The organism is Amycolatopsis saalfeldensis, assembly GCF_900110575.1.
In the GTDB taxonomy this organism is placed as follows: domain Bacteria; phylum Actinomycetota; class Actinomycetes; order Mycobacteriales; family Pseudonocardiaceae; genus Amycolatopsis; species Amycolatopsis saalfeldensis.
This window is the reverse complement of record NZ_FOEF01000015.1, coordinates 23852-46101: the sequence shown is the minus strand read 5'-3', so window position 1 is coordinate 46101 and position 22250 is coordinate 23852. Positions and strand designations below refer to the sequence as shown.

The 22250-nt window shown below is 70.9% G+C and carries 23 protein-coding genes; 17 read left to right on the top strand and 6 right to left on the bottom strand.

All coding sequences use genetic code 11. The features are described 5' to 3' along the window. Positions 1-54 precede the first annotated feature (54 nt). Positions 55-414 (bottom strand): nuclear transport factor 2 family protein, encoded by a 360-nt coding sequence (locus tag BMY97_RS29240; protein ID WP_091622702.1) that lies wholly within the window; start codon positions 412-414, stop codon positions 55-57. Between the two features lie 134 nt (positions 415-548). Between BMY97_RS29240 and BMY97_RS29235 the strand changes: the two genes are divergently transcribed. Together BMY97_RS29235 and BMY97_RS29230 are read left to right on the top strand one after the other, a co-directional pair. Then, complete coding sequence (locus BMY97_RS29235; protein ID WP_091622699.1) at positions 549-1382, top strand: MerR family transcriptional regulator; 834 nt, start codon at positions 549-551, stop codon at positions 1380-1382. Between the two features lie 223 nt (positions 1383-1605). Next, positions 1606-2418 (top strand): LLM class flavin-dependent oxidoreductase, encoded by an 813-nt coding sequence (locus BMY97_RS29230; protein WP_091622696.1) that lies wholly within the window; start codon positions 1606-1608, stop codon positions 2416-2418. Between the two features lie 436 nt (positions 2419-2854). On the opposite strand, the gene BMY97_RS29220 is transcribed toward BMY97_RS29230, so the two are convergent. Then, a complete protein-coding gene (locus BMY97_RS29220; protein WP_091623165.1) occupies positions 2855-3628 on the bottom strand; it encodes a DUF899 family protein in 774 nt (257 codons plus the stop codon). A gap of 152 nt (positions 3629-3780) precedes the next feature. On the opposite strand from BMY97_RS29220, the gene BMY97_RS29215 reads away from it, so the two are divergent. Both BMY97_RS29215 and BMY97_RS29210 read left to right on the top strand, forming a co-directional pair. After that, complete coding sequence (locus tag BMY97_RS29215; protein WP_091622690.1) at positions 3781-4305, top strand: hypothetical protein; 525 nt, start codon at positions 3781-3783, stop codon at positions 4303-4305. Between the two features lie 152 nt (positions 4306-4457). Beyond that, complete coding sequence (locus tag BMY97_RS29210) at positions 4458-4865, top strand: STAS domain-containing protein (RefSeq protein WP_091622687.1); 408 nt, start codon at positions 4458-4460, stop codon at positions 4863-4865. Between the two features lie 173 nt (positions 4866-5038). Here the strand turns inward: BMY97_RS29210 and BMY97_RS29205 are convergent, their stop codons facing one another. Continuing rightward, the gene (locus BMY97_RS29205; RefSeq protein ID WP_091623162.1) at positions 5039-5587 is read right to left on the bottom strand and encodes a bifunctional nuclease family protein; all 549 of its coding nucleotides are present in this window, start codon (positions 5585-5587) and stop codon (positions 5039-5041) included. 163 nt (positions 5588-5750) lie between these two features. On the opposite strand from BMY97_RS29205, the gene BMY97_RS29200 reads away from it, so the two are divergent. From BMY97_RS29200 to BMY97_RS29185, 4 genes are all read left to right on the top strand, one after another. After that, the gene (locus tag BMY97_RS29200; protein WP_091622684.1) at positions 5751-6194 is read left to right on the top strand and encodes an ATP-binding protein; all 444 of its coding nucleotides are present in this window, start codon (positions 5751-5753) and stop codon (positions 6192-6194) included. Beyond that, positions 6191-6979: a SigB/SigF/SigG family RNA polymerase sigma factor gene (locus BMY97_RS29195; protein WP_091622681.1), complete on the top strand. Its 789-nt coding sequence runs from the start codon at positions 6191-6193 to the stop codon at positions 6977-6979. Before BMY97_RS29200 ends, BMY97_RS29195 begins: the two co-directional genes overlap by 4 nt. Before the next feature lie 220 nt (positions 6980-7199). After that, positions 7200-7613, top strand: coding sequence for a VOC family protein (locus BMY97_RS29190; protein ID WP_091623160.1), 414 nt, complete (start codon positions 7200-7202; stop codon positions 7611-7613). 78 nt (positions 7614-7691) lie between these two features. After that, positions 7692-8990: an NAD(P)/FAD-dependent oxidoreductase gene (locus tag BMY97_RS29185; protein ID WP_091622678.1), complete on the top strand. Its 1299-nt coding sequence runs from the start codon at positions 7692-7694 to the stop codon at positions 8988-8990. Positions 8991-9006: 16 nt separating this feature from the next. Here BMY97_RS29185 and BMY97_RS29180 read toward each other — a convergent pair whose 3' ends face one another. Beyond that, on the bottom strand, positions 9007-9516 hold the full coding sequence (locus BMY97_RS29180; protein WP_091622675.1) for a L,D-transpeptidase: 510 nt from the start codon (positions 9514-9516) through the stop codon (positions 9007-9009). A 148-nt stretch (positions 9517-9664) separates the two neighbouring features. Between BMY97_RS29180 and BMY97_RS29175 the strand changes: the two genes are divergently transcribed. Continuing rightward, entirely contained in the window at positions 9665-10705 is a 1041-nt protein-coding gene (locus BMY97_RS29175) for an LLM class flavin-dependent oxidoreductase (protein WP_091622673.1), read from the top strand. Between the two features lie 26 nt (positions 10706-10731). Here the strand turns inward: BMY97_RS29175 and BMY97_RS29170 are convergent, their stop codons facing one another. Next, positions 10732-11295, bottom strand: a complete 564-nt coding sequence (locus BMY97_RS29170) for an enoyl-CoA hydratase-related protein (RefSeq protein ID WP_091622670.1) — start codon at positions 11293-11295, stop codon at positions 10732-10734. A 31-nt stretch (positions 11296-11326) separates the two neighbouring features. After that, a complete protein-coding gene (locus BMY97_RS29165; RefSeq protein ID WP_245787551.1) occupies positions 11327-13102 on the bottom strand; it encodes a sigma-54-dependent Fis family transcriptional regulator in 1776 nt (591 codons plus the stop codon). Positions 13103-13382: 280 nt separating this feature from the next. Between BMY97_RS29165 and BMY97_RS29160 the strand changes: the two genes are divergently transcribed. The 8 genes from BMY97_RS29160 (at position 13383) to groL (ending at position 22250) form a co-directional block, all read left to right on the top strand. Next, positions 13383-15020 (top strand): ferritin family protein, encoded by a 1638-nt coding sequence (locus tag BMY97_RS29160; RefSeq protein WP_091622665.1) that lies wholly within the window; start codon positions 13383-13385, stop codon positions 15018-15020. Between the two features lie 95 nt (positions 15021-15115). Next, positions 15116-16165, top strand: coding sequence for an FAD-binding oxidoreductase (locus BMY97_RS29155; RefSeq protein WP_091622662.1), 1050 nt, complete (start codon positions 15116-15118; stop codon positions 16163-16165). 54 nt (positions 16166-16219) lie between these two features. Next, positions 16220-17323 carry an aromatic/alkene monooxygenase hydroxylase subunit beta gene (locus tag BMY97_RS29150; protein WP_091622660.1) on the top strand — a complete coding sequence of 368 codons (1104 nt, stop codon included), beginning with the start codon at positions 16220-16222 and terminating at the stop codon, positions 17321-17323. Beyond that, complete coding sequence (gene mimD / locus BMY97_RS29145) at positions 17320-17670, top strand: propane 2-monooxygenase effector subunit MimD (RefSeq protein WP_091622658.1); 351 nt, start codon at positions 17320-17322, stop codon at positions 17668-17670. Before BMY97_RS29150 ends, mimD begins: the two co-directional genes overlap by 4 nt. A gap of 84 nt (positions 17671-17754) precedes the next feature. Next, a complete protein-coding gene (locus BMY97_RS29140) occupies positions 17755-18801 on the top strand; it encodes an amidohydrolase family protein (protein WP_091622655.1) in 1047 nt (348 codons plus the stop codon). After that, a complete protein-coding gene (locus BMY97_RS29135; RefSeq protein WP_091622653.1) occupies positions 18798-19529 on the top strand; it encodes an iron-sulfur cluster assembly protein in 732 nt (243 codons plus the stop codon). The genes BMY97_RS29140 and BMY97_RS29135 overlap by 4 nt, the downstream gene beginning before the upstream one ends. After that, positions 19526-20551, top strand: coding sequence for an NAD(P)-dependent alcohol dehydrogenase (locus BMY97_RS29130; protein WP_091622650.1), 1026 nt, complete (start codon positions 19526-19528; stop codon positions 20549-20551). The genes BMY97_RS29135 and BMY97_RS29130 overlap by 4 nt, the downstream gene beginning before the upstream one ends. Before the next feature lie 49 nt (positions 20552-20600). After that, the gene (gene groL, locus BMY97_RS29125) at positions 20601-22250 is read left to right on the top strand and encodes a chaperonin GroEL (RefSeq protein WP_091622647.1); all 1650 of its coding nucleotides are present in this window, start codon (positions 20601-20603) and stop codon (positions 22248-22250) included.

Sequence of the window (22250 nt, the reverse complement as noted above, 5' to 3'; positions counted from 1 at the left end):
GCGGCGTTCGGGTGCTTTGCCCGCAAACCCGGTCACCGCTCACCGGGATGCGGCTCAGTACTCGGCCGGGCGGTTGCGGACCACGACGAGGCTGACGATCTTCCCGTCCCGCACGCTGAAGTAGTTGGACAGGATCAGCTCGTCCGGCAGGTTCGTCTTGTCGTAGGCGCCGTCGTAGGCGCCGCGGACGATCGTGTCGCCGTGGTGGCCGGCCACCTCGCGCACGTCGATGGTGACCTTGTCCGCCACCAGCTCCCGCTCCACCCACCGGCGGATCGCGGCCCGGCCGGCGAACTCGCGGTGGTTGTCGTTGACGTAGGCGTCTTCGGCGAAGGTGGCGACGATCGCGTCGGTGTCGAAGGCGTTGACGGCGGCGATGTGCTCGGCGATCACGCCGGTCGGTCCGGTGGTCATGGCGATGGTCCCTTCTCCTCGCCGGCGGCCCGGGTGGCCGGCGGCGAGGACCACGTTCGGGTGTCCCGCACGGGGAGGCGCAACCCGCGTTCCGGAGGGGACTCTCCCCCGGGGGGAGGCGGCAGACTGGCGGCATGCGGTCCTCCCTCGCGATCGGCGACTTCGCTCGGGCGACACACCTGAGCGTCAAGACGCTGCGCCACTACCACCGGATCGGCCTGCTCGTGCCCGCCGCCGTCGACGAGCGCACCGGCTACCGGTACTACGCCACCGAGCAGATCCCCACGGCGCAGGTGATCCGCCGGTTCCGTGGCCTCGACATGCCGCTGGAGCAGGTCCAGGCGGTGCTCGCCGCGCCCGACGTCGCGACGCGCAACGACCTGATCGCCGCCCACCTCGACCGGCTGGAGGACACGCTCGCCCGTACCAGGGAAGCCGTCGCCTCCCTGCGCGACCTCCTGCGAGACCCGGCCGAGGCGGCGCCGATCGAGATCACGCTCCGGACCGTGCCCGCCGTCCCGGCGGCGGCGGTCCACGCGGAAATCGACCTCGCGGACGCCACGCCGTGGTTCGAGGGCGCGATCGGCGAGCTGCGGGCGACGCTGGCCGCGCAGGGCCTGGCCGGGACCGGCCCGGCGGGCGGGATCTACGCCACCGGGCTGTTCGCCGACGAGCACGGTGCCGGCACGGTGTTCGTGCCGTGCCACGGGCCGGTCCGCCCGGCCGGCCGGGTGGTGCCGTTCACCGTGCCCGCCGCCGAGCTGGCCGTGACGGTGCACGCCGGCGGCCACGAGGACATCGACCGGGCCTACGGCGCCCTCGGCGCGTACGTCGCCGAACACGCGCTGGGCCTCGACGGCCCGATCCGCGAGTACTACCTGACCGGCCGCCACGACACCCCGGACGCGACGCGGTGGCGGACCGCGATCGGCTGGCCCGTGTTCGGGACCGGGGAGGTCACCCGATGACGTATCCACTGGCGGCGCGGTGGCCACGAACTTCGCCGCTACGCCAAGCTCGGCGCACAGGGAGCTTCAGGTCTGCCACTGCTTCGACCGTTGGCGGCCACCCGCCGCGCGACCGGCTCCGCAGTCCGGTGTCCTTTTAGGACAATCCGGTAGCCGGGCCCAATTCAGCGTCTCCGCGCCGCCGCGGCTAGGTTCGCTCGCACCCATCACGAGGAGGAGACCAGTGAGCGTTGTGCGCCACGGCGTGTACCTGCCGCCGTTCGGGCCGTTCGGGGAGCCGTCGGTGCTCGTCGACCTGGCGGTGCGGGCGGAGGCGGCCGGGTGGGACGGGGTGTTCCTGTGGGACCACGTCGTCACCGACGCGATGCCGATCGCCGACACCTGGACCACGCTCGCCGCCATCGCGCAGGCGACCACGACCCTGCGGCTCGGCCCGATGGTCACGCCACTCGCGCGACGGCGGCCGTGGAGCGTCGCGCGGCAAGCGGCCACCGTCAGCCGGCTCTCCGGCGGCCGGCTGGTCCTCGGCACCGGGCTCGGATCGGACGAGTCCGGCGACTTCAGCCGGTTCGGCGAACCCGCCGGGCTCGCCGAACGCTCCTCGCGGTTCGACGAAGGCCTCGAAGTGCTGCGCGCCATGCTGTCCGGCGATGCGGTGCGCCATCACGGCGAGCACTACCAGGTGACGCTGGAACCGGCCGCGCCGTCACCGATCCCGCTCTGGACGGCCGCCTCCACCAGCCACCCGCACGTGCTAGACCGCGCCGCCGCGAGCGACGGCTTCTTCCCCAACCCCGGCCCGCGCCCGCCCGAGCCGGAGGAACTGGCGCGCCTGGTCACCCGGGTCCGCCCGGCCGGGCGTCCCTTCGACGTCGCCGTGGCCGGCAACGCCAGCCCCGCCTGGGACGAGCCCACCGGAATCGACCTGCGCGCACTCGCCGAGGCGGGCATGACGTGGTGGATGGAGTCACTCATCCACTTCGACCCGCTGGAACTGTCCCTGGAAGTGGTCGACGCCGGCCCACCCGCCATCTGAGCAACGCTCCGACCACGCACCCGAGCCTTCCACCAAATCGACGGCGACGCCGGCCCGGGCCCCCGCCCGGCACTGACGAGCCGCTTGCCCTGCGCTGCGTAGTCCCCTGCCTGGCTCTGAAAAGCTGCCCTCCCCGGACTTGCCCGACCACCCGCGGTTAAGCCCGCACGCACCCGACGGCGAGGCCGCCCGGCGCTTTGGCGCCCAGCTCACCCAGCCCGACGGCCGGCCCGGCGGCGGCCAGATCCTGCGCGCCTGAGCGGCTCACCTGGCGACCACCCCAGCCCGGCAGCCAAGCACCACACAACACGGCAGGCCCGGCGCGACACAGCAACTCACCCAACGACCAGCCCCGCGCAGCGGCCACGTCCTGCGAGACGAAGCAGCCGGCCAACCCCGCCCAACGACCAAGCACCGCGCGCCGCAGCGGCACCCGTCAGCAGGGGTGGCCGTGCCGGCCGAGGGTTTCCTCCGCCGTTACCGCCGGGCGGGTCCACTGCGGCACCGGACGGCTGGTCGGGCCCCAGCTGGCGGAGCCGTCCGCCGACGAACGCCAGTACCAGCACGCGTGCTGTCCTTCCGGGCGGCCCTCGGGGTTGTCCTCCCAAGCTTCGCCGCGGCCGTGGGGCGTCATGTCGAGCAGGCCGAACGAGCCGTTGAAACGCTCGGTGCCCCGGCCCGTCGTGGAGTAGGTCAGGAACACGCGGTCGCCGTCGCGCAGGAAGCAGCTGAGGTGGCCCATGCGGTCGCCGATCGGTGCTGCCACGCCGCGCACCGAGTACCAGGGCTGGGTGTAGCCCATGAACTCCACGAAGGCGGCGACCTCGTCCCACTCGCCCTCGGTCACAATGGCGAGCGAGACGCCGCGGGCGTTGAGGTAGACGGCGTCCTTCAGGTGCCAGACCGCGTTGGTGCAGCCCTCGCACTGCCCCTGGTGCGGCGCGCCGTCGTACCACATGTGCTGGTACGTCACGAGTTCGTCGCGGCCCTCGAACAGGCTCGCGAACGGGACCGGGCCGTCGGGTCCGACGACCTCGGCCGTCCCGTCGACCTCCACCATCGGCAGCCGGCGGCGGGCGGCGGCCAGGGCGTCGCCCTCGCGGGTGTGGGCCTTCTCGCGGATCAGCAGCTCGTCGCGGGCGGCCTGCCAGGTGGCCAGGTCGGCCAGGGGCGGGCGGCCGGGCAGCGTGATGGTCGGGTCCTCCGGCATGGTGTCCTCCATCGCCTCTTGTGCCGGGCCGCGCCCGGCGCCGTCCTGCGACCCTAGAACAGGCGCGCGCCACTGCCGGGAACTCCGCGGGCCGGTACCCCGGTCGGCCGAACCGGCGCGCTTTCGACGGGCGACGGGCCTAGTGTCGCCCCATGAGCGATTCGACGGATCTGCCCCGGTTCCCCCAGGAATCCTCCCCCGGACCGACCGGGCCCACCGGACCCACCGGACCCACCGGCGCGGCGCCGACCCGGCCCGGCACGGTCAACGGCGCCTTCTGGGCGTTCCTGGCCGCGACCGTGATCAGCATCGTCAGCGGGCTGCTGGTGCTCGGCGAGCGCGACTCGCTGGCCGACGCCGTGCGCCGGTCCGACGCGAAGCTGACCGCCCAGCAGATCGACCAGGCCGCCACCGTCGCGATGGTGGCGGCGGTCGTGATCGCCGTGCTGATCGCGTTGCTGTACCTGCTGTTCGCGGTCAAGCTGCGGGCCGGGCGCAACTGGGCGCGCATCGTGCTCACCGTGCTGACCGCGCTCCAGGTGCTCTCCCTGCTGGCCGGCAGCGGCGGCAGCTGGATCGGCTACCTCAGCTGCCTGGCCGCCGTGATCGGCGTGGTGCTGTCGTTCCTGCCCGAGTCGAGCGCCTACTTCGCCGCGGCGAGGCCCGTCCGGCGGTGACCCGGCGGATGCCGGTCCGGCGCGGATGCACTAGCCTCGATCCTGGTTGAGCCACCAGCCGCCGTGTTTCCTCCGCATGCCGAGAGGTCCGGCGCCGATCTCCCGGTGCGCTGCCTTCCGCCCGGCGTGTGGCCGACGAGAGGCAGGCCGCCATGAGCGCCGTGCGCCCCACTGACCAGAGACCGATTCCCGACGCCGTCGGGCAGCTCCGGCTGCACGTCCGGCGCCCCTCGCCGGGCGCCGCCGTGATCGAGGTGGCCGGCGAGCTGGACCTCGCCACGGCCCCGCGGCTCGCCGAGGTCGTGGAGTCGCGGATCCGCAGCACCGTCGGCGTCGTGATCGTCGACCTCGGCCGGACGACGTTCCTGGCCGTCAGCGGCCTGCGGACCCTGCACCACCTGCAAACACTCGCCCGCGAGCACGACGTCGACTTCTACGTCGACCACGCCGGCTCACACCCGGTGCGCCGCCTCCTGGAGCGGCTGCCGCTGGGCTGCGAACGCCCCGGCATCGCCGCCGGCCTGACCCGCATTCCCGCGCCCCGGGGCATCCCGACCTGACCGGCGGCCACTGTCTGTCCACTTCGGACGGTGGACATGAGGATGGCCCTCGGCCGGAGCCAGGTCGAGGGCCATCGTTTCGGGGCCGGTGCGTTACGGCCGCCTCGCGAGCGGCGTGACGCACAGCCACCTGAGTCAACACAGCGGGTGGTGATCGGTATTCCCCGCCCGGCTCAGCCGGTGCCGGGGTCGCGGAAGTCGTCGGGACTGACCTCGTCGAGCAGGTCGCGGAACTGGCGGATCTGGTCCTCGCTGGTTTCCGGGGGGCCGTCGAGGGGGTCACCCGGCAGGCTGCCGAGCACCTCCGCCGCTTCGTCGGCGTTCGCCACGGTGACGTCGACGGCGGCCTCCTCCAGCACCGCCTCGGCCACCTCGATGGGGGCGCTCGCGCGCAGGCCGACGGCGATCGCGTCGCTCGGGCGCGCAGAGACGCGCACCCCGTCGTCCAGCACCAGGTCGGCGTGGAAGATGCTGTCGCGCAGCTCGGTCACCTCGATCTGCACGACACGCTGCCCCAGCGCCGAGATCACGTCGAGGATCAGTTCCACCGTGCCCGGCCGCGGCGAAGCGGTGCGCTCCTGCGCCGCGGCCAGCTCCTGCGCCTCGGGCGCGCCGATCGTGATGGCCAGCCAGCGGCGCAGGCCGGCCTCCTCCCGCAGCAGCACGACCGGCGCCACTTCCTGCGCGACGACGGCCAAGCCCTGCACCCGCACCTGCACCATGTGGTTCACCCGCTTCCGATGAGGTCTCCCGGGGTGGACTACCCAGTTGCCCCCGCTCGTATCCCCCAGCTTATTCACTCACCGGGGCCGCCGCCGCGCCCTCGGCCGCTTGCTGCGCCGCCTCGGAGGTGTCAGGCACCGGCCGAGTGGGTAAACGGGTCGCATGGACAACGAGGGACCCGGCAGTGCGCACCGCGGCGGACTGCCCGCGGTAGACCGGCTGCTCGATGAGCTGATCGAGCTGCGAGTGCCCGCGGACGCGAGTCAGATACCCCTGGTGCGGATGCTCGTGCAGGCGGTGGTGGTGCGAGCGGACTACGGCCTGGACGCGATCGCGGACGCCAAGATGGCGGTCGACGAAGCCTGCGCGCAGCTGGTGGAGCTGGCCGATCTCGGCGCGACGATGACCTGCCGGTTCCGGGTGGCGCCCGAGGGCATCCACCTCACCGTGGAGACGCGGTCGAGCCACAGCCGGCCGCCGAGTGACCGGTCGTTCGGCTGGCACGTCCTGACCACGCTGGCGCGCTCGGTGCGGGCGCGGTGCGACCCGATCCCCGGCGAGTCCCTCAACACCCTGTCGATCGACCTCGACCTGGGCGCGGGGTGACCGGGAACCAGCCGGCCACCCGGCGCCGGGACGAGTACGCCCACACCGCGCCGCTGTTCGAGCAGCTGGCGGAGCTGGCGGCGGACGACCCCGGCCGGGCCGGGCTGCGGGAGCGGCTCGTGACCGAGTTCCTGCCCGTGGCCGAGCACATCGCCACCCGGTTCACCGGGCGCGGCGAGCCGCGGGAGGACCTGGTGCAGGTCGGCCGGATCGGGCTGATCAACGCGATCGACCGGTTCACCCCGGATCGCGGCCCGGACTTCCTGTCCTTCGCCGTGCCGACGATCATGGGCGAGATCCGCCGGCACTTCCGCGACACCGGCTGGTCGGTGCGGGTGCCGCGCCGGCTCAAGGAACTGCACCTGGCGCTCAGCCACGGCTCCGGCACGCTGTCGCAGACGCTCGGCCGCGCGCCGACGCCGACCGAGCTGGCCCAGCACCTGAACCTCGACCTCGCGGAGGTCCACGAAGGACTGATCGCGGGCAACGCGTACCAGACCCTTTCGGTCGACAAGCCGGTCCACGACGACGCCGAGCCCCTGTCGCTGGCGGACACCCTCGGCGAGGAGGACCCGGAGCTGGAGCAGATCGAGAATCACGAGGCGCTGCAACCACTTCTGCGCGAGCTGCCGCAACGCGAGCGCGCCATCCTCGTGATGCGCTTCTTCGGCGGGCTGACCCAGACGCAGATCGCCGACCGCGTCGGGATCTCGCAGATGCACGTGTCCCGCCTGCTCTCCCAGACCCTAGAGCAGCTGCGCGGCAAGCTGACCGGCGAGCCGTGAACCGCCGCCGCGGACCGGGCCGGGCCGGCCGTCCCCCGGCCACGGACGCGGTGCGTGCCACCCCGCTCCCGGTTTTCGCCGGGCTGCTCGGGCTGCTGGTGGCTGCTCGGCTGGTGACCCGGCGGGTGAAAAGCCCGTTCCCCCGGTGGTGGCGCGATCGTTGTCGGCGACCCCGCTGATCTGCGAGGATGCGGTTCCGTCCGAGATCGAGGAGCGACCGGTGACCACTCGACTGAACCCCTACATCAGCTTCCGCGACCAGGCCCGCCCGGCCCTGGAGTTCTACCGCGACGCGCTCGGTGGTGAGCTCACCCTCAGCACGTTCGGGGAATCCGGGATGCCGGACGCCCCCGAGGCCGACCTGATCATGCACGGCCAGCTCGAGACCCCGGCCGGCTTCACGCTGATGGTGGCCGACACGCCGCCGGGCATGGACTACAGCCCCGGCATGAACATCTCGGTCAGCCTCAGCGGCGACAGCGGTGACGAGCTGCGCGGCTACTGGGCCAAGCTCATCGAAGGCGGCACGGTGACCGTGAAGCTGGAGAAGCAGATGTGGGGCGACGAGTTCGGCATGTGCGTCGACCGGTTCGGCATCTCCTGGATGGTCAACATCGGGCAGCCGCAAGCCTGAGCGCGGCCCGGGGCGGGGTTTCCGGCCGCCGTCCCGGGCACCCGCGCGGGAAACCGTGGCCCAACCGGAGGAGACGTGATGCGGGTCGTGATCGTCGGCGGCGGATTCGCCGGCTACCACGCGGCGAAGACGCTGCTGAAGACCGCCGGCGGCACCGGTGTCGAGGTCGTGGTGGTGAACCCCACCGACTACTTCCTCTACCTGCCGCTGCTGCCGGAGGTCGCGGCCGGGACCCTCGACCCGCGGGCGATCACCGTGTCGATCCCGGACACGCTGCCGGGGGTGCGGCTCGCGCTCGGCACGGCGACCGCGGTCGACCTCGACGGGCACACCGTCACCTACACCGATCCCGAGGACCACGAGCAAGCCCTGTCCTACGATCGGCTGATCCTCGCCGCCGGCAGTGTGAACAAGCTGCTGCCGATCCCCGGCGTCGCCGAGTACGCGCACGGGTTCCGCGGGGTGCCGGAGGCGCTGTACCTGCGCGACCACGTCACGCGCCAGATCGAGCTGGCGGCGGCAGCCGAGGACCAGGTGGAGCGGGATGCGCGCTGCACGTTCGTGGTCGTCGGCGCGGGGTACACCGGCACGGAAGTCGCCGCGCAGGGCCCGGACTTCACCGCGGCGCTCACCGCCCGGCATGCCGGGCTGGAGGGCCAGCGCGTCCGCTGGCTGCTGCTGGACATCGCGGACAAGGTGCTGCCGGAGCTGAACCCGAAGCTCGGGCGGACCGCCGACGAGGTGCTGCGCGCCCGCGGCGTCGAGGTCCTCATGGGCACTTCCGTGGACCACGCCGGGCCGGACGGCGTCAAGCTCACGAACGGCGACACAGTGGCCACGCGCACGCTGGTCTGGTGCGTCGGCGTACGGCCGGATCCGTTCGTCTCGGAGCTGGGCCTGGCCACGGCGAAGGGCCGGATCGTCGTCACGGCGCAGCTGAACGTGCCGGGCCGCGAGGACGTGTTCGCCTGCGGTGACGCCGCCGCGGTCCCGGACCTGACGCAGCCCGGCACGTACACCGCGATGACCGCGCAGCACGCCGAACGGCAGGGCCGGCTCGCCGCCCGCAACGTCGCCGCGTCGCTCGGGCACGGCCGCGCGCGAACCTACCGCCACCACGACCTCGGTTTCGTCGTCGACCTCGGCGCGGGCCGCGCGGCGGCGAATCCCTTGCACGTCCCGCTTTCCGGCTGGCCCGCGAAGATCGTCACCCGCGCCTACCACCTGTTCGCCATGCCGGGCAACCGGCTGCGCACCGCCACCGGCTGGGCACTGGCCACGGTGAGCAAGCGCCCGACCGTCCAATTGGGACTCGTGCGCGGAGCCGCCGTGCCACTGGACACGGACTCGCCGGAACTGCCGACCCTGGGCCACTGAAGGCATTCGGGCGCGCTCAAGCCGCGACTTGGACCTCGGCGCCGACCGGCAGGCCGTTGAAGAACACCGTCGAGTCGGCGTCGGTCAGGTGGATGCAGCCGTGTGACGGCTGATCCAGTGGGCCGGCGTGGAAGGCTATGCCGCCGGCGGCGAAGAACACCGAGTTGGGCATGGGGTCGCCGTATTCGCTGCTGGTGTGGACCTTGTCCTTCCACGCGACGCGGAAGGTGCCCGCCGGCGTCGGCTGGGCGGCGTCGCCCGGCTCCATCGGCACCGGGCCGTGCACGACCGCGCCGTCCTTCAGCAGCCAGGCCAGGCGCAGCGAAAGGCTCGCGCACGCGCCCGTTTTCACCGAGCACGGCGGAGACGGCGGGGGCGGCGGCGGGGTCGGACTGGGCGTGGTGCTCGGCGGCGCGGGCAGACTCGACGGCGGAGCCGGTGGCGGCGGCTCGGTCGCCGCCTGGGCCGAGCATCCCGTCACGGCGACGGCCGTCAGCAGCCCCGCCGCGTAGGTCTTCGCCCGCATCGAAACCCACCTCCTCGCCGGTGTCCATGGTGGTCGACGGGCCGGGGTTCCGAAAGGTTGAGTCCGTGACCACGAACACGGCGCGCGGAAGATGTTGACGCATCAGCAATCGTGCTATTTTCGAAGTCAGGACCAGCGAGGGGCAGACATGGAACTCGGTATCTACAGCTTCGGCGACCGGCCGCCGGACCCGTTGACCGGCGAGCAGGTGCCGGTCGCGCAGCGGCTGGCGGAGACCGTCGAGCGGATCAAGCTCGCCGACGAGCTCGGCCTCGGCTTCTACGGCCTCGGCGAGCACCACCTGGAGAACTACGCGATCTCCAACCCGGCCACGGTGCTGGCCGCGGCGGCGAGCGTCACCGAGCACATCACGCTCTCGAGCGCCGTCACCGTGCTCTCGACCGAGGACCCGGTGCGCGTCTACCAGCAGTTCACCACGCTCGACCAGCTGAGCAAGGGCCGCGCCGAGCTGCTGGCCGGGCGCGGCTCGTTCACCGAGTCGTTCCCCCTCTTCGGCGCCGACCTCGGCGATTACGACGCGCTGTACGAGGAGAAGCTGGCGCTGCTCCTGCGCATCGACCGCGAGGACCCGATCACCTGGTCCGGCCGGTTCCGGCCACCGCTGGAGAACGCGCACGTGTACCCGCGGCCGTACGGGCGCCGCCTGCGCATCTCCGTCGGCACCGGCGGCAACCCGGAGTCCTCGATCCGCGCCGGCCTGCTGGGCCTGCCGGTCGTGTACGCGATCATCGGCGGCCGGCCCGAGCGCTTCGCCCCGCTCGTGGACCTCTACCGCCGCGCGGGCGAGGCCGGCGAGCACGCCGCCGAGGACCTCGACGTGACCATGAGCGCGATCGGCCTGATCGCCGAAACCTCCCAGGACGCCAAGGAAAGCTTCTACCCGTACTGGCTGGAGACGATGAAGTACGGCGCCCGGGCGCGAGGCTGGGCGATCCCGTCGAGGGCCGAGTACGACTCGTACACCGACAACGCGCAATCACTCTTCACGGGCAGCCCGGCGGAGATCGCGGAGCGGCTCATCACCGTCGGCAAGCTGACCGGCGCCGACCGCTACGCGATGCAGATGGACTGGTCCGGTGTCCCGCACGCGAAGATCATGAAGGCCATCGAGCTGCTGGGCACCGAGGTGCTTCCGGCCGTGCGCAAGGAATTCCCGGCGCAGCCCTGAAAAACTCGCGAGTTTTCACGACGGTTCTAACCGTCGTGAACACTCACGAGCGGTTCCCGCGCGGGCCCGGCCAGCAGCGCCGCCCGTCGCACCGCCACCCGCACCGCCTCGCCCGGTGCGCAGCAGGCGTCGACCAGTCCGGCGATCCGGGCCGACTCCGGCCCGAAGGTGCGCTCCCCCACCGAGACCGCGCGCCAGACCGGTCCCGCGTGCCGTCGCAGGATTGCTTCGACTTCCGGGGTCAGCGCCGTCGCGGCGGCCAGCCCGAGCTGTCCTTCCGACATCACCCGGGCATCGGCCGCCGCGGCCAGTGCGTAGCCAGCGCCCAGCGTGTCGCCGCCGATGGCCGCCACCACCGGCGTCGGATGGCGGGCCACCGCGAGCACGGCGCGCTCCAGCAGATTCGCGTCGCCGCCGGCCCAGCCGCGGGAGAACACGTCCTCCCAGCCGGTGAGCACCACCGCGTACGAGTCACCCACATAGCGCAGGGCGGCGACCACCCGGTCCAAAGTGGACGGATCGAGCGCCCCGCACCGGTTCTCGTGCATCCGGATCACGGCCACCCCGTGAGCGTGGTCCAGGTCGATCATGCGCCGCCCTTCCGAACATTCACGACGGGATTCACGACGGGATGTCGATGCCGTAATCGCGGATCTTGCGGTAGATCGTCGCCCGGGACATGCCGAGCGCGTGCGCGGCGCGGGACTTGTTGCCCTCCGCGTCGAGCAGCGCGCGCACGATCGCGTCCCGCTCCAGCGACTCCAGCGGGTTCAGCACGCGCTTGACCACGGTCCGGCACTCCGGCGGCAGGTCCTCCGGCTCGATCACGCCCGCGCGGCGCGTGTGCACCACCGTCCGCAGCACCCGGCGCAGCTGGGCGACGTTGCCCGGCCACTCGTTGCGCAGCAGCAGTTGCAGCGCACCCGGCGAGCAGTGCAGCAGCGGGCCCTTGCCCAGCTGCGCCAGCAGGAACGGCACCAGCGCGCGGACGTCCTCGATGTGGTGGCGCAAAGGCGGGACCGAAACCGACGTCGGGAAGTGGCGCATCAGGTCGGCGTCGAGGCCGTCCTGGCGGCCCTCCGAAACCGTGGCGACGCCCCAGACCCGCGCGTCGAGCCGGGCCTCGTCGAGCACCTCCGCCAGTGCCCGCTGCTGCTTGGCGGGCAACGCGTCGAGGTGCCGGAAGACGACCGAGCCGAGTCCCTTCCCCAGCGCCTCGCGCACCCGCGCCTCCCACTCGCCGCCACCGGCCAGCTCGACGACCTCGCACGGCGCGCCGGCCGTCGCGGCCGAGTGCGCGGCCCGGGCCAGGGCGAGCTTGCCGCTGCCGGCCTCGCCCTCGGCGACGGTCCACTTCCGGTCCCGCGCGAAGCGGCCGATCGAGTGACAAGCACGGGCCCACAGCGCGCCGGTCCCGACGACCCCGGGCAGCACGGGCAGCCGGGAGTCCACGCGCGCGGCGACGACCTCCGGCTCCTGCAGCAGCCGGGCCCGCACCACGCCGCCGGCCGGGCCGACGTCGCTGGAGACCGGGGTGTAGGAAAGCCGCGCGCGGGCGCCGCTGGGCAAGTCCATCGACAGCGAGCGGTCGGACTGCGTGTCGAGTGCCTCCACCGCCCGCGCCAGCAGCGCGGCCTGGTCCTCGGGCACGAGCAGCTGCCGCGCGTGGTCGTTCAGCATCACCAGGTCGTTGTTGACCGCGAGCACGATGCCCTGCCCGCGCCGGCAGGCCCGCAGGTACGCCGAGAACAGGCTCAGCTCGCGGAGGCCGACCTGGTTCGTCACCTCCGTCTCGATGTCGTGCGCGGTCGCCTTCGCCAGCGCCAGCAGCAACGGCCCGGCGTCCTTGCGCCAGCAGGTCAGGTCGAGCAGGCCGAGCACCTGCCCGGAGATCGGGTGCCGGATCGGGACGCCGGCGCAGGCGAGCGTGTCCAGGTTCTCCGCGTAGTGCTCGTGGCCGAACACCGCGGTCGCCTGCCGCCCTTCGAGTGCCGTGCCGATCCCGTTCGTACCAACGAACTCCTCGGCGTAACTGAAACCGCGCGCCAGCTGCACCCCGTCGAGGTAACGCTCGAGCGCCCGGTCCTCGGTCCGGCGGTCGAGCACCAGCGCCTGGTCGTCGGTCAGCACGACGCTGACCGCGAGGTCGCTGAGCTTGTCCTGCAAGCCGTCGAGCACCGCGCCCGCGCTCTGCAGCAGCGGCGTCTCGAGATCGGGATCCTCGACGAAGGGCGTGACCACGTGGTCGGCGGCCACCTGGTGGGTCCGCGAACGCGACCACGAAGCCAGGATCGTCTTGCGGACCGACCCCGAATCGAATTCTTCCGTGCAGAGGAACTGTTCCCTGGCCGTCGCCAGCCGGTCCGGCGACGCGAGGGAGCCGGTGGACTCGGTCAATGCCTCACCTCCCGGCGCTAGGGCGTCGCGCGGCCCGGCCGGCGCACGACGTCGTGTCCTGGCCACCATAACCGCGGCGCCGAACACCGCCTGTCTCAAATTGAGACCGCCATCACATGCTACTCGCGATGTAGTCCTCCTCATCCGGACGGCGACGTGCGAGCTGCATCCGGTGCCCGGCGGCGCACACCGCTGTCACGGGGACCGGGTCACCACCGCGAGCGGCGCGAACCAAGCCGAGCCAGGAACTGCCGACGACCGATCCCAACGGAGGTACGGCGTGAGTCGACAAAGTCTGAGCAAGGCCCACAAGAAGATCACGGAACTGTCGTGGGAACCGACCTTCGCGACCCCCGCGAAGCGCTTCGGCACCGACTACAAGTTCGACAAGGCACCCAAGAAGGACCCGCTGAAGCAGATCCTCCGCTCGTACTTCCCGATGGAGGAGGAAAAGGACAACCGCGTCTTCGGCGCCATGGACGGCGCCATCCGCGGCAACATGTTCCGCCAGGTCCAGGAGCGGTGGATGGAATGGCAGAAGCTGTTCCTGTCGATCATCCCGTTCCCGGAGATCTCCGCGGCCCGCGCGATGCCGATGGCCATCGACGCGGTGCCCAACCCCGAGGTGCACAACGGCCTCGCGGTGCAGATGATCGACGAGGTCCGGCACTCGACGATCCAGATGAACCTCAAGCGCCTCTACATGAACCACTACATCGACCCGGCCGGGTTCGACATCACGGAGAAGGCGTTCTCCAACAACTACGCGGGCACGATCGGGCGGCAGTTCGGCGAGGGGTTCATCACTGGTGACGCGATCACCGCGGCCAACATCTACCTGACGGTGGTCGCCGAGACCGCGTTCACCAACACGCTGTTCGTCGCGATGCCCTCGGAGGCGGCGGCCAACGGCGACTACCTGCTGCCGACGGTGTTCCACTCGGTGCAGTCCGACGAGTCGCGCCACATCAGCAACGGCTACTCCATCCTGCTGATGGCGCTGGCCGACGAGGACAACCGGCAACTGCTGGAGCGGGACCTGCGCTACGCCTGGTGGAACAACCACTGCGTGGTGGACGCCGCGATCGGCACCTTCATCGAGTACGGCACGAAGGACCGCCGCAAGGACCGCGACAGCTACGCCGAGATGTGGCGCCGGTGGATCTACGACGACTACTACCGCAGCTACCTCATCCCGCTGGAGAAGTACGGCCTGAAGATCCCGCACGACCTGGTCGAGCAGGCCTGGGACCGGATCATCAACGGGTTCTACGTGCACCGCGTGGCCCAGTTCTTCGCCACCGGCTGGCCGGTGAACTACTGGCGCATCGACCCGATGACCGACACCGACTTCGAGTGGTTCGAGTCGAAGTACCCGGGCTGGTACAACCAGTTCGGCAAGTGGTGGGAGGCCTACAGCCGGCTGCGCTACCCGGGCAAGAACAAGCCGATCGCCTTCGAGGACGTCGGCTACGAGTACCCGCACCGCTGCTGGACCTGCATGGTCCCCGCGCTGATCCGCGAGGACATGGTGGTGGAGAAGGTCGACGGCCAGTGGCGCACCTACTGCTCGGAGACCTGCGCCTGGACCGACACCACCGCGTTCCGCGGCGAGTACGAGGGCCGCGAGACGCCGAACATGGGCCGGCTCACGGGCAAGCGCGAGTGGGAGACGCTGTACGACGGGATGGACCTCGCCGACATCATCTCCGACCTGGGCTACGTCCGCGACGACGGGAAGACCCTGATCCCGCAGCCGCACCTGAACCTCGACGACGCGAAGAAGCTCTGGACGCTCGACGACGTCCGCGGCATTCCCTTCGGCAGCCCCAACATCGCGCTCAACAAGATGTCGGACGCCGAGCGCGAGGCGCACGTCGCGGCGTACCGGGCGAACCCGAACGTCACGGTGGCCTGACCGCAAGACCGCACCCTGAACCGGTTCCCGCCGGGGTGCCCGGGTTCGAGTCCCGGGCGCCCCGGTGGGCGCCCCCATCCCCAGGAAGGCCGTCCATGGGCGAGAAGCACAAGATCCGGTTCGAACCCGTCGGCATCGACATCGAGGCCGACGAGGACGAGACGATCCTCAACGCGGCCTTCCGGCAGGGCGTCATGCTCATGCACGGCTGCAAGGAGGGGCAGTGCTCGGCGTGCAAGTCCTTCCTGCTCGAAGGCGACCTGCAGATGGACCGGTACTCCACCTTCGCGCTGGCCGACTACGAGAACGAGGAAGGCTACGTGCTGCTCTGCCGCGGGCACGCGTACTCCGACCTCGAAATCGAGCTGGTCAACTACGACGAGGACATGATCCGGTCCGGCCTGCCGGTCGTCACGGCGGGGACCACGGTGGAGTCGATCGCCGGCCTCACCCACGACATCTCGCTCGTGCGGCTGAAGCTGGACCCGGACGCCGGCCTGCGCTTCCACCCGGGGCAGTACGTCGACATCGCCATCCCCGGCACCGAGGAGCACCGGTCGTTCTCGATGGCCAACACGACGGTGGCCGACGGGGTGCTCGAGTTCATCATCAAGCGCTACCCCGGCGGGAAGTTCTCCGGGCTGCTGGAGGGAACACTGGCCGCGGGCGACCCGCTTTCGGTGACCGGGCCGTACGGCACGTTCACCCTGCGAGTCAGCTCCGACCGGCGGCTGGTGTTCGTCGGCGGCGGGGCGGGCATGTCGCCCATCCTCTCGCTGCTGCAGCAGATGGCGGACAGCGGCAACGAGCGGGAGGCCGTGTACTACTACGGCGCCCGCACCGAGCGGGACCTCTTCCACCTCGAGCAGATGGCGGACCTCGCGCGGCGGCTGCCGAACTTCACCTTCGTGCCCTGCCTTTCCGAGAGCGCGCCCGAGGGCTGGCCGGGCGAGGGCGAGGGCGAAACCGGGCTCGTCACCGAAGTGCTGGAACGCCGGGAGGCGAACCTCGCGGACTGCGACGTCTACCTGTGCGGCCCGCCGCCCATGGTCGACGCGGCGCTGCCCCTGCTGGAAAGCATGGGCGTGCCGGGCGAGCAGGTCTTCTACGACAAGTTCACGATCACCGCCGCCGCGGACGACTGACTCAGGCGACGGCACCACCCGAAAGCAGGCCGACACACACAGAGAGGTGTGCTCATGGTCAGTACGGAAAAGGCCCCGCAGAGCTTCCCGAAGCCGGAATTCACCGGCGCCGAAGCCGGGCTGCTGGACTTCCCGAGCTCGACGAGCCGCAGCTACAACTACTTCAAGCCGCGCAAGCTCCGCGCGACGATGTACGAGGACGTCACGATGGACGTCCAGCCCGACCCGGAACGCCACCTCTCCCAGGGCTGGATCTACGGCTTCGCGGACGGCCCCGGCGGTTACCCGAAGGAGTGGACGGCGCTCAAGTCGTCCGACTGGCACCAGTTCCTCGACCCCAACGAGGAGTGGGAGCAGACGATCTACCGGAACAACTCGAACGTGGTCCGGCAGATCCAGCTCAACCTGGAGAACGCCAAGAAGGCCGGCGCCTACCACAACTGGACGCCGACCTGGGCGCGCTTCGTCGAGCGGCACCTGGGCGCGTGGATGCACGCCGAGCACGGCCTCGGCATGCACGTGTTCTGCTCGGAGCAGCGGTCCGCGCCGACGAACATGATCAACAACGCCATCGCCGTCAACACCGCGCACAAGCTGCGCTTCGCCCAGGACCTGGCGCTCTACAACCTGGATCTGAGCGAGTCCGACGTCCCCTTCGACGGCGCGGTGCACCGCTCGGTCTGGCAGGAGGACCCGGCGTGGCAGGGCGTGCGCGAGGCCGTCGAGCGGCTCACCGCGATCGGTGACTGGGCCGAATCGCTGTTCGCCGCCAACGTGGTGTTCGAGCAGCTGGTGGGCGTGCTGTTCCGCAGCCACCTGGTGATGCAGGTGGCCGCGCGCAACGGCGACTACGTGACGCCGACGCTGGTCGGCGCGGGCGAGCACGACTACGAGCGGGACCGCAGCTACACCCGCGTGCTGTTCGCCATGCTCACCAACGACGCGGCCCACTCCGCGCACAACAAGGAGGTGCTCGCCTCCTGGCTGGAGAAGTGGGTGCCGGTGGCCACCGCCGCGGCCAAGGCGCTGCAGCCGATCTGGTCGCAGCCGCACGAGAAGGTCGTCACCTTCGCCGACTCCTGGGACGCGTCGGTGACCGGCCTGCGCACCCTGCTGGACGAGCTGTCCCTCGACGAGCCGAAAGGACTGCTTTCATGACCGCGAGCAGGCAGTACACCGTTGACCGCACGGCCTCGAACATGTGCGGCGTGACGCTGATGAACAACCAGAACGGCTACGTGGTGGCGGATGTGATGCGCCGCAAGGAAGGCGTCACGGTCGCGGAGTACCCGTCGATGATCCGCGTCGACGGCAAGAACAAGGTCGTCTTCAACTGGGACGAGATCTCCGACGCGATCGGCTTCGACTTCGGCCAGCCCGACTTCGAGGAGATCATGTCGACCCACTACGGGCGCATGGTCCACCTCGACGACGAGACGGTCCTGTTCGCCAATCCGGAGGACGCCGCCGAGTACATCGATTTCGATCTCGAACCGGTCGAGTAGCCCGCGCCCGACACCGGTTCACCGAGGGGGCCGGGGCGGCGCGACGCGCCCCGGCCCCCCGCACCACCCGAGAAAGGGATCCCCATGTATCGCAAGGACGGCGAAAGCTACTTCATCGTCGACAGCCACGTGCACTTCTGGGACGGCAGCCCGGCCAACCAGGCCAACCGGTACGGCAAGGGCTTCATCGAGTGCTTCTACGACTACCACCGCAACCTCAGCCCGTCGGAATGGGTGTGGACGCTGGAGAAGTTCGGCAAGTACTCCGAGGAGACGCTGCTGAACGACCTGTTCACCGAGGGCTACGTGGACAAGGCCATCTTCCAGCCGACGTACCTGAGCGACTTCTACGTCAACGGCTTCAACACCACCGAGCAGGACGGCGCGGTCTCGGAGCACAACCCCGGCAAGTTCATCGTCAACGGTGCCTTCGACCCGCGTGACGGCGAAGCCGGCCTGGACAAGCTCGAAGCGCTCTCGGAGCGCTGGAACCTCAAGGGCGTCAAGCTCTACACCGCCGAGTGGAAGGGCGACTCCAAGGGCTGGAAGCTGTCCGACCCGTGGGCCTACCGCTACCTGGAGAAGTGCGAGCAGCTGGGGATCCGCAACGTCCACGTCCACAAGGGACCGACGATCTACCCGCTCAACCGCGACGCCTTCGACGTGGCCGACGTGGACGACGCGGCCAGCGCGTTCCCGGAGCTGAACTTCATCATCGAGCACGTCGGCCTGCCGCGGCTGGAGGACTTCTGCTGGATCGCCACGCAGGAGCCGAACGTCTACGGCGGCCTGGCCGTCGCGATGCCGTTCATCCACACCCGCCCGCGGTACTTCGCGCAGATCATCGGCGAGCTGCTGTACTGGCTGGACGAGAACCGGATCACCTTCGCCAGCGACTACGCGATCTGGCAGCCGAAGTGGCTGGTCGAGTCCTTTGTGGATTTCCAGATCCCCGAGGACATGCAGAGCGAGTACGGCACGCTCACCCCCGAGATCAAGAAGAAGATCCTCGGCCTGAACGCAGCCAAGCTCTACGACATCGAGGTGCCCGCGGAGGTCACCGCCGGGCTGGCGGGCGCGCCCGCGGACTCCGGTGAGGCGGTCGGCTCGGCTCCCAGGGTGCCGGCATGACCGCAGCGACGAGCGAGACACTGACCGCGCGGGTCTGGCGGGCGCTGGCCACCGTGGTGGACCCGGAGCTCGACGAGCCCATCACCGGCCTCGGGTTCGTCTCGGACGTCCAGGTGCGGCTGCACGACGACGGTGGCCACGCCGTCGCCGTGCGGCTGCGGCTGCCGACTTACTTCTGTGCGCCCAACTTCGCCTACCTGATGGTGGCGGACGCGCATGACGCGGTGCTGGCGCTGCCGAGCGTCGGCACGGTGGAAGTGGTGCTCGAGGACCATTTCGCGGCCGAGGAGATCAACGCCGGGGTCGCCGCGTCGTCCGGCTTCAGCGGATCGTTTCCCGGGCAGGCGGACGACGAGCTGGCCGAGCTGCGCCTGACCTTCCGCCGCAAGGCGCACCTGGCCTGCCTGGAGCGGGCGGTGCGCCGGCTGGTCGGCGAGGGCTGGCAGGTCGACGCGCTGTCCGGCGGCCGGCTCGGCGACGTCCCGGAGTCGCCGGAGCGCGAGAGCCTGCTGCGGCGCCGGGCCGAGCTGGGCCTGTCCACCGAACCCGGCTCGCCACTGCTGGTGGAGGACGACGGCGAGGCGGTCGCGCCCGAGCGCGTGGCCGGCCGGCTGCGGTTCGCCAAGGCGGTGCGGGTCAGCATCGAAGGGAATTCGGGGCTGTGCCGCGGTTTGCTGCACACGCGTTACCCGGAGACCCGCACCGCGCGTGAGGAGGTTTCGCCGTGAAGGCGGTCCAGCTCCGCGGTTACGACCGCACGCCAGAGCTGACCGAGGTCCCGGACCCGCACGCGACCGGGCCGCTCGACGTCGTGGTGAAGATCGGCGGCGCCGGGGTGTGCCGCACCGATCTGCACATCATCGAGGGCCAGTGGGCGGAGAAGTCCGGTGTCACGCTGCCGTACACGCTCGGCCACGAGAACGCGGGCTGGGTGGCGGAGGTCGGCGAAGCGGTGACTTCGGTGGCCGTCGGCGACCCGGTGATCCTGCACCCGCTCGCCACCTGCGGGCTGTGCAAGGCCTGCCGGGCGGGCGACGACGTCCACTGTGTCCAGTCGCTGTTCCCCGGCATCGACAGCGACGGCGGGTACGCGGAATACTTGCGCACCAACGCGCGTGCCGTGGTCAAGCTGGACTCCTCGCTGGCTCCGGCGGACGTGGCGGCGCTCGCCGACGCGGGTCTCACGGCGTACCACGCGGCCCGCAAGGCGGCCGCGCAGCTGCGGCCCGGCGAACGTGTGGTGTCGATCGGCGCGGGCGGGCTCGGGCACATCGGCATCCAGGTGCTCAAGGCGATCTCCCCGGCCGAGCTGATCGTGGTCGACCGGTCGCCGGAGGCACTGAAGCTCGCGGGCGAACTGGGCGCGGACCACCTGGTGGTGGCCGACGGCTCGGAGGCCCAGGCGGTGCTGGAGCTCACCGGCGGCGAGGGCGCGGAAGCCGTCGTCGACTTCGTGGGCGAAGGGGGCGCGATCGAAGCCGGCGTGGCGATGCTGCGGCGTGCCGGGAGTTATTACGTGGTCGGCTACGGCGGGACGCTGACGGTGCCGACGATCGACGTCATCTCCACCGAAATCAACTTCGTGGGCAACCTCGTGGGTTCCTACAACGACCTCGCCGAGCTGATGGTGCTCGCCGCGCGCGGGAAAGTCTCGCTGCACACCAGCACCTATCCCCTGGCCGACTTCGGCCGGGCGCTCGACGATCTGGACAACGGGCTAGTGCGCGGCCGGGCCATCCTCGTGCCCTGACCGCGGAAGGTTCAACCGCGACCACAACCTCTCCACGGAAGGGACAGCCATGGCCAAGGACCTGCGGTTCAACGTCGAAGCGCGGCAGCTGCTCGAATCGGGCGTGAACGCGCTCGCCGACGCGGTGAAGGTCACGCTCGGCCCCAAGGGCCGCAACGCCGTGATCGAAAAGCTCACCGGGGCGCCGACCATCACCAACGACGGTGTCACCATCGCCAAGGAGATCCAGCTACGCAACCCGTTCGCCAACATGGGCGCGCAGCTGGTGAAGGAGGTGGCGATGAAGACCAACGGGGTCGCGGGCGACGGCACCACCACCGCCACCGTGCTGGCACAGGCGATCGTGCGGGAAGGCCTGCTCGCCGTCGACGACGGCGCGAACCCGCAGCTGCTCAAGGCGGGCATCCAGAAGGCCGTCGGCCGGGTGGTCGAGGTGCTGCAGGAGCGCGCCCGCGCGGTGACCGAGAGCGCCGACCTGGCGCACGTCGCCACCCTCTCGGCCAACAACGACCCGGAGATCGGCGACATCATCGCCGAGGCGATGGGCCGCGTCGGGCTCGGCGGCGTGGTGACGGTCGAGGAGTCGCACGCGTTCGGGCTGGAGGTCAACTTCGCCGACGGCGTGGAGTTCGACAACGGGTACATCTCGCCCTACATGGCCACCGACAAGGACCGGATGGAAACGGTCTTCGAGAACCCGTACATCCTGTTCACCAACGAGAAGATCTCGAAGGTGCAGACGCTGATGCCGGTGCTCGAGCAGGTGACCAGGACGCAGCAGCCGCTGGTGATCATCGCCGAGACGGTGGACGGGCCGGCGCTGGGCATGCTGGTCGCGAACAACGTGCACAACACCTTCCGCTCGGTCGTGGTGCGGGCGCCCGGCTTCGGGCACCGGCGCCTGGCGGAGCTGGCCGACCTGGCCGTGTACACCGGCGGCGAGGTGATCACCGGGGACGCCGGGCAGAGCGTCGACGCGGTGCGGCTCGACCAGCTGGGCCGCTGCCGCCGGATCACCATCACCGAGGGCTCGACCACGATGGTCGGCGGCGCCGGTGCCGATGCGGTGGTGTCGGCGCGGATCGAGCAGATCAAGCGGGAGCTGGAGCGCGCCGACAACGAGCACGACCAGGACAACCTCCAGGCTCGGATCGCGCGCCTTTCCGGCAGTGTCGCGGTGATCCACGTCGGCGCGGCCACCGAGGTCGAGCTGCGCGAGAAGCAGCACCGGGTGGAGGACTCCCTGTCGGCCACCGGCGCGGCGATCGAAGAGGGCATCGTGGCCGGCGGCGGCACCGCCCTGGTCCAGTCCCGGTCCGAATTGGACAGTCTGGACCTCGGCGGCGACGCGGCGATCGGCCGCGACATCGTCCGCCGCGCCCTGGTCGAACCGCTGCGCTGGATCGCGATCAACGCCGGCTACGACGGCGACGAGGTCCTGGAACGGGTCGGCAGCGCCGCACCGGGCCACGGCTTCAACGCGCTGACCGGCGAGTACTGCGACATGTTCGAAGCCGGCGTCATCGACCCCCTGAAGGTGACCCGCTCGGCCCTGCAGAGCGCGGCGTCCATCGCGGCCCTGCTGCTGACCACCGAGACCCTGGTGGTCGAGGAGATCCTGCAGAACCCGGGCGCCATCATGGCCCCCGGCTTCGGCGACCTGGCCGAGGGCATGGTGCGGCCGTCGAACATCTATTGA

What these genes read in the sequence shown, in the direction of transcription:
- BMY97_RS29240 (WP_091622702.1), bottom strand. Translation starts at nt 414, where the DNA reads ATGACCACCGGACCGACCGGCGTGATCGCCGAGCACATCGCCGCCGTC.
- BMY97_RS29235 (WP_091622699.1), top strand. Translation starts at nt 549, where the DNA reads ATGCGGTCCTCCCTCGCGATCGGCGACTTCGCTCGGGCGACACACCTG.
- BMY97_RS29220 (WP_091623165.1), bottom strand. Translation starts at nt 3,628, where the DNA reads ATGCCGGAGGACCCGACCATCACGCTGCCCGGCCGCCCGCCCCTGGCC.
- BMY97_RS29215 (WP_091622690.1), top strand. Translation starts at nt 3,781, where the DNA reads ATGAGCGATTCGACGGATCTGCCCCGGTTCCCCCAGGAATCCTCCCCC.
- BMY97_RS29210 (WP_091622687.1), top strand. Translation starts at nt 4,458, where the DNA reads ATGAGCGCCGTGCGCCCCACTGACCAGAGACCGATTCCCGACGCCGTC.
- BMY97_RS29205 (WP_091623162.1), bottom strand. Translation starts at nt 5,587, where the DNA reads ATGGTGCAGGTGCGGGTGCAGGGCTTGGCCGTCGTCGCGCAGGAAGTG.
- BMY97_RS29200 (WP_091622684.1), top strand. Translation starts at nt 5,751, where the DNA reads ATGGACAACGAGGGACCCGGCAGTGCGCACCGCGGCGGACTGCCCGCG.
- BMY97_RS29185 (WP_091622678.1), top strand. Translation starts at nt 7,692, where the DNA reads ATGCGGGTCGTGATCGTCGGCGGCGGATTCGCCGGCTACCACGCGGCG.
- BMY97_RS29180 (WP_091622675.1), bottom strand. Translation starts at nt 9,516, where the DNA reads ATGCGGGCGAAGACCTACGCGGCGGGGCTGCTGACGGCCGTCGCCGTG.
- BMY97_RS29175 (WP_091622673.1), top strand. Translation starts at nt 9,665, where the DNA reads ATGGAACTCGGTATCTACAGCTTCGGCGACCGGCCGCCGGACCCGTTG.
- BMY97_RS29170 (WP_091622670.1), bottom strand. Translation starts at nt 11,295, where the DNA reads ATGATCGACCTGGACCACGCTCACGGGGTGGCCGTGATCCGGATGCAC.
- BMY97_RS29155 (WP_091622662.1), top strand. Translation starts at nt 15,116, where the DNA reads ATGGGCGAGAAGCACAAGATCCGGTTCGAACCCGTCGGCATCGACATC.
- BMY97_RS29150 (WP_091622660.1), top strand. Translation starts at nt 16,220, where the DNA reads ATGGTCAGTACGGAAAAGGCCCCGCAGAGCTTCCCGAAGCCGGAATTC.
- mimD (WP_091622658.1), top strand. Translation starts at nt 17,320, where the DNA reads ATGACCGCGAGCAGGCAGTACACCGTTGACCGCACGGCCTCGAACATG.
- BMY97_RS29140 (WP_091622655.1), top strand. Translation starts at nt 17,755, where the DNA reads ATGTATCGCAAGGACGGCGAAAGCTACTTCATCGTCGACAGCCACGTG.
- BMY97_RS29135 (WP_091622653.1), top strand. Translation starts at nt 18,798, where the DNA reads ATGACCGCAGCGACGAGCGAGACACTGACCGCGCGGGTCTGGCGGGCG.
- groL (WP_091622647.1), top strand. Translation starts at nt 20,601, where the DNA reads ATGGCCAAGGACCTGCGGTTCAACGTCGAAGCGCGGCAGCTGCTCGAA.